The following is a 9217-nucleotide window of genomic DNA, read 5'->3' as shown; positions in this document are numbered from 1 at the left end:
GCCATGGGCTCAGCGCAGCGCGCCGAGGTCCTTCGGGGCGGACCAGCCGCTGAAGGTCACCAGGTGCCGGTCGGCGGTCACGGCCCACAGGTCCGGCGTGCCGTCCCCGTCACCGTCGCCCGAGCTGCCGAGGGTCGGGTAGGCGGCGGTGGTGAAGCCGGTGGCGACCACGTTCGCCTTCGGGTCCGCGAGCGCGGAGAAGTCGAAGGTGCCGTCGGCCTTCTTCGGGACCGGGTAGGCGTGCAGGTCACCGGTCGCCCGGTCGCGCGCCCACAGGGCGAGGTTGCCGGCGGCGTCCGGGCCGGGGGCGATCAGGTCGTAGTCGGCCCAGTCACCGGTGGTGGTGAGCTTGCGGACCTTCTGGGTGCCGAAGCTGAAGTTGCCGCCGGCATGCAGCCAGAGGTTGCCGCCCTCAAGGGTCACCAGCGACGGGGCGAAGCCGCCGGTCGCCGGACCGAACGCGACGAGCTGGTCCGCCTTCGACCAGTCGGAGGCGTAGTCGGCGGGGCACGCCGCGGCTGCCCCGGTGCCGTCCACGCAGCGGGTCGAACGCCCGGCACCCGTCCAGGTCTGGGAGAAGGAGCCGTAGTCGAAGTTCCGGTACTGGTAGAGGTAGCCGTCGCCCGGCTTGTGGACGAAGAGGTCGTCCGAGGACGGCGCGTGCTGGTTCGACCAGCCCAGGTGGGCCACCTGGAACGGCGCCCAGTTGCCGTCGTACGGCGCGTGGGCGCCCGTGATCACCGCATTCGGCGTCGTGTCGGGCGCGTTCACGCCGAGGTACTGCAGGTTGCCCTGCGCGTCGGGCAGCAGGATGTCCGCGGTGCCGTCCCCGTCGACGTCGCCGAGGGTCTTCGGCGGGTTCGGGTTCGACGGGGCGTAGAAGGTGTAGGACGCCCCGCCGACGTTGCCCGCCTTGTCCGTCACCTGGACGTTGAGGATGTTGGTCCCCCAGTCCCGGACCTTGAGATCTACCGTCACCGTGCCGTCGGCGCCCGGCTTGACGGCATCGGACGAGTCGCAGCCGCCGACACCGAGGTTGCTGAAGCCGTACCGGACGCAGTCGACACCGGAGGCCTGCCCGCCGGCCGGGGCCGGGTCGGCGGTCGTGAGGACGAAGGTCCCCTTCTGGCCCGCGTACTTGGTGGCGGTGCCGCTCGCCGGGAAGTCGGGCGAGGAGACCGTGGCGGTCGGGCTCGTGGTGTCCACGCGGAAGTGGCAGTCCGCCGACGGGGCGGAGGCCTGCTGGTCCTGCACGGCCCAGGCGTGCCATGCGTAGCCGTGCCCGTCCACCAGGCCGGGGACGGCGACCTTGGCCTGCTGGCCGTACGCCTGGGCCTCGCCGGTGAACACCGGGGCCTGGGCGCCCGTGGTCTCGTCCCAGACGCCGAACCGGGCACCGGTGCCGGTGACCTTGGCGTTGAGCGTCGGGCCGTTCGTGGTCCGTCCGACCCAGCTCGGGTCGGTGGTCGAGTCGCAGGCGTCGGCGCGGTACTCGCTGCCCTGGCTGGTGCCGAGGACGGCCGGCGCGGTGTCGGCGGCGAAGGCGCCGGGCGCGGTGAGCAGGCCGGCCGCGATCGCGGCCGCCGTCACCCCGCCGAGTCTGCGGGCATGCCGAAGTGTCATGGAGGTACCCCACCCCTTTGGTCGAGAGATCTCGTTACGTGTACGAGCGGTGAGGATCCTTCCAGTGGGGACCGACAGCGGCAACGGAGATTCAGTCGGTGGCCGGGGTGCGGCGGGTGGCGCGGAGGCCGCGCAGGCCGATGGCGCCGACGGCGATGCCGAGGAGGAAGGAGGTGACGGCGAGGAGGAGGTGGATCCAGAAGAAGGCGGTGGGCTGGGAGTGGTCGCCGTTGGTGAAGGCCTGGCCGCCGGAGTCCTTCCAGAGGTTCTTGACGAAGGTGGTCCAGATGATGATCGACCAGACGCCGAAGGCGGTCAGGAACCAGGAGGTGCGGCGGCTGAGCTTCATGGGGGTCCTCGTCGGGGGTGGGGAGGCGGGGTGCGTCCCCCAGTATGCGCGGACCGCCGATCGGCGTAGGGCGGGCCCCTCATACGGAGGACCGGCCCGGTGTGGCGCACAGCGGATACCCCGAAGTGGGTACGGTCTGCGCGTGTCCACACGTCGTCAGAAATTCGCGCATCTGTTCGTCACGACCGCCGCGGTCCTCCCGGCCCTGTTAGCCGCCCCGGGGGCGGTCGCCGCCCCGCAGGAGCCGCCCCCGGCCGCTTCCGTGGTCGGCGGCGAGCGGCTCGGGCGCTCCGGCGTCCAGGTCTCGCCGCTGGCCGGAGCCCCGACCCTGCCGAGGGACCTCACCGGCGAGTCCTGGATAGTCTCCGACGCCACGTCGGGCGACGTGCTGGCGGCCAGCAACCCGCATCTGCGGCTCGCCCCGGCCAGCACCCTGAAGATCCTCTTCGCCGACACCGTGCTGCCCAAGTTCGACCGCAGCACGGTGCACAAGGTCGCCGACGAGGAGATCCTCGGGCTCGGTGAGGGCAGCAGCCTGGTCGGCATCAAGGAGAACCTGGAATACCGGGTCGAGGACCTGTGGCGCGGGGTGTTCCTGAGCTCGGGCAACGACGCCGTGCACGTCCTGGCGCACATGAACGGCGGCGTCGAGCAGACCGTCGTCGAGATGCAGTCCCGCGCCGACGCCCTCCAGGCCCGGGACACCCGGGTGATCTCCCCGGACGGCTACGACATGGACGGGCAGCTCTCCTCGGCCTACGACCTGTCGCTGTTCGCCCGGGCCGGCCTGCGCAACCCCGACTTCCGGATGTACTGCGCCACCCGGCAGGCGATGTTCCCGGGCGCGGTGGACAAGAACACCGGCCAGCGCGGCAGTTTCGGGATCGCCAACACGGACCGCCTGCTGGGCAAGTACCCCGGCCTGATCGGGGTGAAGAACGGTTTCACCACCAACGCCGGCTCGACCTTCGTCGGCGCCGCCGAACGCAACGGCCGCACCCTGCTGGTGACCGTGATGCACCCGGACAGCTACCAGAAGGTCTACGACGAGACCGCGGCCCTGCTGGACTGGGGCTTCGCGGCGGCCGGAAAGGTGCAGCCGGTCGGCAAGCTGGTCGACGAACTCCCGCCGGACGGCGAGCCGAGCGGCCAGGCCGGCGGCACCGCCGGCGCGCCCCCGCCGGACTCCACCCCCGCCACCCGGCCCGGCACCACCCCCACTGCCACCCCCGCCGCCGAGGACGACGGGCTCGGCCTCGGCGGCTGGCTGGCCGTCGTGCTGGTGACGGCCGCGGCCGGCTACGGGGTGCTGGTCCTACGGCGCGGACGCCGCGGAGCGGCCGGCTGGTGACGGCCGGACGGACGGCCCGGCCTCAGGGTTCCTCCCGGGGCCGGGCCGCCGTCGTGTCCGCGGCCGCCTGCGCCTCGTCGGCCGCCGCCAGCAGCGCCCGGGCGTGCTCCCGGGTGCGCTCCCGGGCGGCCACCGGGTCGGCCATCGCCGTCCAGGCCACGCAGTACATCAGCAGCCGGGAGACGAAGTTGATCCACAGCAGCAGCGCCACCGGCACGCCGAAGGCGCCGTACAGGCTCTTCCCGGCGACGGAGCCGAGGTAGGAGGCGAGCAGGACCTTCAGCAGCTCGAAGCCGACCGCGCCGATCAGCGCGCCCTGCAGCACGTCGCGCCGGCGCTGGCCGCCGATCCCGGGGAACGGCGCCAGCAGGTAGGCGAAGAGCAGCGTGTCGCACGCTATGGCGATGAGCACGCCGACCCCGGTCAGCAGGTAGCCGCTGCGCAGGCCGGTCCAGTCGGCGATCCGCCCGGCCAGCGTCGTCCCGGCGGTGGAGGCGCCCACCGAGATCAGCGACACCACGCCGAGGCCGCCCAGCACCGCGCAGTCCCAGACCTTGCGCAGCACCACGTTGGTGTCGTCGTCGGGCAGCTGCCAGACGTCCCGGATCGAGGTGCGCATGGTGTCCACCCAGCCGAGGCCGGAGACCAGCAGCAGCGCCCCGCTGACCAGTCCGACGGCGCCCGCGTTGGCCACCAGGGACGGCAGGTTGAGCGCCTGCGAGATGCCCGGCAGCTGGTCGGAGATGTGCTTCTGCAGGTCCGCCACCTGGCTGCTGCTGAGCGTCGAGACGGCGATCGCCAGGCCCACCGTGAGCAGCGGGAACAGGGCGAGGAACCCGAAGAAGGTGACCGCGCCGGCCAGCCGGTTGCCCCGGGCCGCGGAGAAGTACTCGTACACCCGGTACGGGCGGCTGCGCAGCACCCACGTGACGAGCGGGCCGACGACCGGGAGGCGGGTCAGGAAGTCCACCCGACCGGTTATACCGGTCCGTCCTCCGAATGGCCGTCAGGCTCGGCGCAGCTTCTAGCGTTTCACCAGGCGGCGGGCCCGGGCGAGGGCGCGGACGGCCTGGTAGGCGCCGTAGCGGCCGTGGCTGAGCAGTTCGGTGCGCACGCCGTCCACGCCGGGCGGCGGGCGGTAGCCGGCCGGCCGGAGCCGGGCGCAGTGGGCGGCGGCGCGGCGGAAGTACTCGCGGCGGTCGCCGGGCGGGATCCGGCCGGGCTTGGAGACGACGGTGTTGAGGTGGTGCAGCATCCGGCCGTAGACGACCGGGCGCCAGTGGTCGAGGTCGGGGCGGCGGTCCAGGAAGGCGAAGACCAGGTCGTACTGGGCGAAGACGTCGAAGTGCTTGCGGCTGGCGGTGGCCAGGATGTTGCCGCCCTCCTGGCGCTGGCGGTAGTGCACGCCGACCTCGTCGAGCAGGGTGATCCGGGCGGCGGCGAGCAGCGCCGGGTACGTCCAGGGGGTGTCCTCGTAGTAGCCGGCCGGGAAGACCAGCTGCTGGGCGGTGACGAAGTCGCGGCGGTAGGCCTTATTCCAGACCACCTGGAGCAGGTCGAGCAGGTCGGGGCGGGCGGCGAGGTCGAAGACGTCCCGGGAGGCGGCGCCGAACACGTGGGCGGAGGCGGCCCGGGTGATCCGGCCGTCGGCGTAGGTGCGGGCGTAGTCGTAGACCAGGACGTCCGGGTCGCCGGTGGCGGCGAGCCGGTCGTCGACGCTCTTGAGCAGCTGGGGGGTGAGCGTGTCGTCGCTGTCGAGGAAGATCACGTAGTCCCCGGTGGCGGCCTCCAGGCCGGCGTTGCGGGCCCGGCCGAGGCCGACGTTCTCGGGCAGGTGCAGCACCCGGATCCGCGGGTCGGCGGCGGCTGCCTCGTCGAGCATCGGGCCGCAGCCGTCCGGGGAGCGGTCGTCCACCGCGATCAGTTCGAGGTCGGGGCCGCCCTGGCCGAGCACCGAGTCGAGACACTCGGCGAGGTAGTCCTGAACCTGGTACACGGGGACGATCACGCTGAAGCGGGGCACGGGCCCAGCGTAGTGGCCCCGAAGGGCCCCATGGCCCGGAGGTAGGATCGGTGCGCACGTACGCACCGATCCAAAGTGCGGTCAGGCCCTCAACGGGCTGCCACGCTCCTTCCCGAGAAAGGCCTGCGTAGCCGATGGCTCCCCGCCTCTCCATCGTCGTTCCGATCTACAACGTCGAGCGTTACCTGGTCGAATGCCTCGACTCGATCGCCGCCCAGACCTTCACGGACTTCGAGTGCGTCATGGTCGACGACGGTTCGAAGGACGACAGCGCGGCCCTCGCCGAGGCGTACGCGGCCAAGGACTCGCGGTTCCGCCTGGTCCGCCAGGTGAACAAGGGCCTCGGCGCGGCCCGCAACACCGGCATCCGGCACATCGACCCGGACGCCGAGTTCCTGTGCTTCGTCGACAGTGACGACTCGATGCCGCCGAGCGCGTACGAGCTGATGATCAACACCCTGGACGAGACCGGCTCGGACTTCGCCACCGGCAACGTGCTGCGGTTCCGCGCGGTGGGCTACTACCAGTCCGGCGGGCACTCGCGGCCGTTCAGGGAGACCAAGCTCAAGACGCACATCACCGAGGTCCCGGCGCTGGTCACCGACCGCACCGCGTGGAACAAGGTGTACCGCCGCTCCTTCTTCGACGCGGCCGGCATCCTCTACCCCGAGGGCATCCTGTACGAGGACGCGCCGGTCAGCGTGCCGCACCACTACCTCGCCAAGAGCGTGGACGTGCTCTGCGAGCCGATCTACCACTGGCGCGAGCGCGAGGTCGGCGAGATGTCGATCACCCAGATGCGCACCAACCCCAAGGGCCTGATCGACCGCGTCACCTCGGTCGAGCTGGTCCGCGGCTGGCTGCGCAAGCAGACCGATCCGCGCTTCGCCCAGTACCTGCGCTCCTACGACGAGAACACCCTCGTCGAGGAGATCCCGATGTTCTTCTGGTCCGTCGTGGACGGCGACAAGGAGTACCGGGACGCCTACATCAAGAACGTCAGCCGGCTGCTGCGGGCGATCGGCCCCGAGCAGGTCCGCAAGCTGCGGGCGCCGCTGCGGCTCAAGTACCACCTGACCCTCCAGGGCCGGATCGACGAGTTCGTCGAGCAGATCAAGTACGAGGGCGAGAGCAACGGCGGCGTCCAGGCCCGCGGTCTGCTGCGCCCGTACGCCGACTACCCGTTCCTGCGCGGCGGGCGCAAGAGCGTGCCGTCCGGCGTGCTCAAGCTGGACAACTCGCTGGTCATGCGCAGCCGGCTGTACGAGACGGCCTGGGTCGGCGGGCGACTGCAGCTGACCGGGCACGCGTACCCGGAGCAGCTGGGCGCGGCCGGCAAGCACGACATGGTCCGCACCCTGGTGCTGCGCGAGGCCAAGGGCCGCCGGGTGATCGCGGTGCCGATGAAGACCCAGTACAGCCCCGAGGCCACCGCCAGCTGCCACCACGACCTGTACAGCTGCGACTGGGCCGGCTTCACCGTCGGCGTCGACCCGAAGAAGCTCAAGCACCGCGGCCAGTGGAAGGACGGCAACTGGCGCGTCCTGGTGGCCGGCGCGGGCAAGGGCGGCGTCTACAAGGGCCGGGTCTGGGCCGGTTGGAGCGACACCGCGCAGTACATCCCGGCGCACTGGGTCGAGCCGGACGTGCGGATCGTGCCGTGGGTCCGGGACGGCTCCGTCTACCTGCGGGTGGAGACGGTCAAGGCCCGGGTGACCGGCCTGGCCTCGCACGGCGGCCGGGTCGAGGTGTCGGGCGCGGCCCGCTCCGGCTCCAGCTTCGCCGGGGCCCGGCTGCGGCTCACCCACGTCGAGTCCGACCGCGAGCTGGCCTTCCCGCTGGAGCTGGGCGCGCCGGTCGGCAGCCTGCAGCCGTTCAGCGTGTCCTTCCCGGTGGCCGAGCTGACCGCCCTCCGCGAGGCCTGGGCCGAGCTGGACCCGGTGGCCGCCGAGCGCGCCCGTGACCGCTGGGACACCGCGCTGGTCCTGGCCGACGGCAGCACCGTCCCGGTGACCTGGGACGACCGCAACGCCCCGGCGCAGCTGCACCTGCCGCTCAACCCGGACGCCCCGGTCGACCAGCGCCGGGCGCTCTACTCCAAGCCCTCCCCCAGCGGGTACCTGCAGTTCTCCGACCAGCTGCTGCAGCCGGTGGTGGACGAGGTCTCCGCCCGCGGCGCGGACGGCTTCCTGCTCAGCGGTTCGTTCCCGCTGTCCGGCGCGCACCGCTGGGAGCTGGTGGTCCGGCACGACTGGCGCGAGGAGGAGCACGTCTACCCGGTGGAGATCGCGGACGGACGGTTCCGGACCGCGCTGCCCGCCGTGCCGACGGCCTCCTTCGCCGGCCGGGTGCCGCTCGCCCAGGGCACCTGGAACGTCTTCTTCCGTCCGGTCGGCGCCGTGGCCGAGGAGCTTCCGAGCTCGTACGCGCTGATCTCGCCGGACTGCTTCGGCGCGATGCCGCTGGAGGTGGAGTCCCGGGGCAAGCGCATCGTGCTGGAGCGCCGCCACCACGACGGCCTCTCCCTGGAGTCGCACTCGGCGCTGCTGCCGGAGGAGCGCAGCGGCTACCGGCTGCGCCAGCTGCGGTTCGTCGACTACCCGAACGCCCGCCGGCACCCGGTGCGCGACACCGTGCTGTACAACGTCGGCCTCGGCGGCCTGTACGCCGACTCGCCGCGGGCGGTCCACGAGGAGCTGGTCCGCCGCGGCCTGCCGCTGGAGCACCTGTGGGGCAGTGACGACCTCCAGGCCGATCTGCCGCAGTCGGCGAGCGCGATCCGGCTGTGGAGCCCGGAGTGGTTCGAGGCGCTGGCCACCGCCAAGTACATCGTCACCAGCACCCACCTGCCCGACTTCTTCGTCCGCCGCCCCGGCCAGGTGGTCCTGCAGACCTGGCACGGCAGCCCGCTGAAGCAGATCGGCCTCGATTTCGAGAAGGTCTGGTTCACGGACGCGAACTACCTGAAGGGCCTCGCCCGGGAGGTGCCGAGCTGGAGTCTGCTGGCGGCCGGCAACAGCTGGTCGGCCCCGATCCTGCGACGCGCGTTCGATTACAAGGGCGAGATCCTCGAAAGCGGTTCGCCGAAGAACGACCTGCTCTTCGCGGCCGACCGGGAGAAGACCGCCGAACAGGTGCGCGAAAGGCTCGGCCTGCCCGAGGGCAAGAAGGTCGTGCTCTACGCGCCGACCTGGCGCGAGGACCGGCGCCGGCCGAACGGCGGGTACCAGCTGGACCTGCGGCTCGACCTGGCGGCGGCCAAGGCCGCGCTCGGCGACGACCAGGTACTGCTGGTGCGCCGGCACAGCATGATGTGCGGTCAGATCCCGGGCGCCGGCAACGGCTACATCTGGGACGTCGGCAGCTACCCCGACATGGCGGAGCTGCTGCTGATCGCCGACGTGCTGATCACCGACTACTCGGCCAGCGTGTTCGACTTCGCCGCGACCGGCAAGCCGATCCTGTTCTTCACCTACGACCTGGAGCACTACCGCGACAACCTGCGCGGCTTCAGCCTGAACTTCGAGGCGGAGGCGCCCGGCCCACTGCTGGCCACCTCCGAGGAACTGGTCGACGCGCTCGGCCGGGTCGGCGAGGTCGCGGCCGAGTACGCCGACAAGGCCGCCGCGTTCCGCACGGCGTACTGCGACCTGGACGACGGCAAGGCCTCCGCCCGGGTGGTCGACGCGATGCTCCGCGCGGAGTAGTGCCGAGCAGCACCGAGTAACACGGGGTGGCCCGCAGCACCCCCGAGAGCCCCACCGAGGCGGGGGGGGGGGGGGGCGGGCGGCGGGGGGGCGGGGGCGGCGGCGTGGCGGGCCGGAGATTTCGACCCGGAGACGCAGGAGGTCTCTGGCTGGGAGGGTCTGTT

The 9217-nt window shown here is 72.1% G+C and carries 6 protein-coding genes; 2 read left to right on the top strand and 4 right to left on the bottom strand.

From position 1 onward, the window contains the following. Nucleotides 1-9 precede the first annotated feature (9 nt). Nucleotides 10-1623, bottom strand: coding sequence for a hypothetical protein (locus ACFV6I_RS20350; protein WP_380426747.1), 1614 nt, complete (start codon nt 1621-1623; stop codon nt 10-12). Between the two features lie 91 nt (nt 1624-1714). After that, nucleotides 1715-1972: an SCO4848 family membrane protein gene (locus ACFV6I_RS20345; protein ID WP_063349038.1), complete on the bottom strand. Its 258-nt coding sequence runs from the start codon at nt 1970-1972 to the stop codon at nt 1715-1717. A 142-nt stretch (nt 1973-2114) separates the two neighbouring features. Here ACFV6I_RS20345 and ACFV6I_RS20340 point away from each other — a divergent pair, with 142 nt between their 5' ends. Next, nucleotides 2115-3323 carry a D-alanyl-D-alanine carboxypeptidase family protein gene (locus ACFV6I_RS20340; RefSeq protein WP_380426745.1) on the top strand — a complete coding sequence of 403 codons (1209 nt, stop codon included), beginning with the start codon at nt 2115-2117 and terminating at the stop codon, nt 3321-3323. A gap of 22 nt (nt 3324-3345) precedes the next feature. On the opposite strand, the gene ACFV6I_RS20335 is transcribed toward ACFV6I_RS20340, so the two are convergent. Beyond that, nucleotides 3346-4293: a YihY/virulence factor BrkB family protein gene (locus ACFV6I_RS20335; protein ID WP_380426743.1), complete on the bottom strand. Its 948-nt coding sequence runs from the start codon at nt 4291-4293 to the stop codon at nt 3346-3348. Between the two features lie 54 nt (nt 4294-4347). Beyond that, nucleotides 4348-5346 carry a glycosyltransferase family 2 protein gene (locus ACFV6I_RS20330; RefSeq protein WP_380426741.1) on the bottom strand — a complete coding sequence of 333 codons (999 nt, stop codon included), beginning with the start codon at nt 5344-5346 and terminating at the stop codon, nt 4348-4350. 134 nt (nt 5347-5480) lie between these two features. Between ACFV6I_RS20330 and ACFV6I_RS20325 the strand changes: the two genes are divergently transcribed. Continuing rightward, the gene (locus tag ACFV6I_RS20325; protein ID WP_063349034.1) at nt 5481-9053 is read left to right on the top strand and encodes a CDP-glycerol glycerophosphotransferase family protein; all 3573 of its coding nucleotides are present in this window, start codon (nt 5481-5483) and stop codon (nt 9051-9053) included. Nucleotides 9054-9217 lie beyond the last annotated feature (164 nt).

The sequence above is a fragment of the Kitasatospora sp. NPDC059803 genome (assembly GCF_042732255.1).
Taxonomy (GTDB): domain Bacteria; phylum Actinomycetota; class Actinomycetes; order Streptomycetales; family Streptomycetaceae; genus Kitasatospora.
Note: the sequence above shows the minus strand (reverse complement) of the source record. Positions and strands in the feature narration are given on the sequence as shown.